General features: G+C 72.9%; 2 protein-coding genes. Both read left to right on the forward strand.

What is annotated here, in order from left to right:
* Positions 1–214 (forward strand): hypothetical protein (locus tag D7V97_RS45160; protein WP_158623579.1); only part of this gene is annotated, 214 nt, incomplete at its 5' end.
* Complete coding sequence (locus D7V97_RS43320; protein ID WP_120616299.1) at positions 211–822, forward strand: isoprenylcysteine carboxylmethyltransferase family protein; 612 nt, start codon at positions 211–213, stop codon at positions 820–822. The genes D7V97_RS45160 and D7V97_RS43320, both read left to right, overlap by 4 nt.
* Positions 823–997: the final 175 nt, after the last annotated feature.

Consider the following 997-nt stretch of genomic DNA (forward strand, 5'->3'; position numbering starts at 1 on the left):
GCACTTCACGGAGGCGCCGCTCCGCATCCGCTCCATGCGCAGCCACACGGCCACCTGGGGCGCCACGGGCCTGTCGTTCGCGGACACGCTCAACATCAACACGGCGGCCTTCGAGGGACTCTGGACGCGCGAGGAGTTGCGCGACTTCACGGAGCGCGTCGCCGGGTGGGCGTCCTCGGGCTTCGGCCTGCGGGCGGAGGTGCTCGCGCCATGATGGGGCTGCGCGAGGCGCCCGGGGTGTACCTGGGCTTCATCTGCCTGCACGTGCTCGCGGGGCACCTGGGCTCCAGCCTCGTCTACCGCCTGCGCTTCGGGCGCAGCCCGCTGGCCTACCGGAGCGCGGCGGCGGATTCCGCGCACACGCGCGTCACGCGGCGCATCAGTGGCGTCTCGCTGCTCTGGGCCGGCTCCGTGCTCGCGGCCGCGTTCTGGCCCGCGTGGTCCGCCATGTCCTGGGGACGGCCGCTGCTGCCCATTCCTCCGCTCGCGGGTTGGGTGCTCGGTGTCGTGGGGCTCATGGGCATGCTGTGGGCCCAGTATGGAATGGGCCCGGCGTTCCGCATCGGCGTGGACGCGGGGGAGGCCCGGCCCCAGCTGCACGAGGGGGGACTCCACCGCTACTCGCGCAACCCCATCTACGTGTTCTCCTACCTGTACCTCGTAGGGGCTTCGCTCTGGGCTCCGTCCGTGGTGACGCTGGGCGCCTGTGCGGCGCTCGGGGGGCTCTTCCATCAACTGGTGCTCCAGGAGGAGCGGTTCCTCGCGGACCGCCTCGGTGAGCCCTACGCGCGCTATTGCCAGCGCGTCCCTCGCTACTTCTGACGCGCCATGCAACCCGCCCTCTCGCGTCCCGCTGATCCGCCCGGTGCCGCGCCCCCGGAGCCCGGCCTCTCCCGCGCCGAGCTGGTGGAGCTGCTCCGCATCCGTCCCCTGCGCGCGGTGGGCATGGCGGCGCTGCACCTGGGTGTCTGGGTCGCGGCGGCCGTGGCCATTGCCC

Origin of the sequence: Corallococcus sp. CA053C (genome assembly GCF_003611675.1) — a bacterium.
Classification (GTDB): Bacteria; Myxococcota; Myxococcia; order Myxococcales; family Myxococcaceae; genus Corallococcus.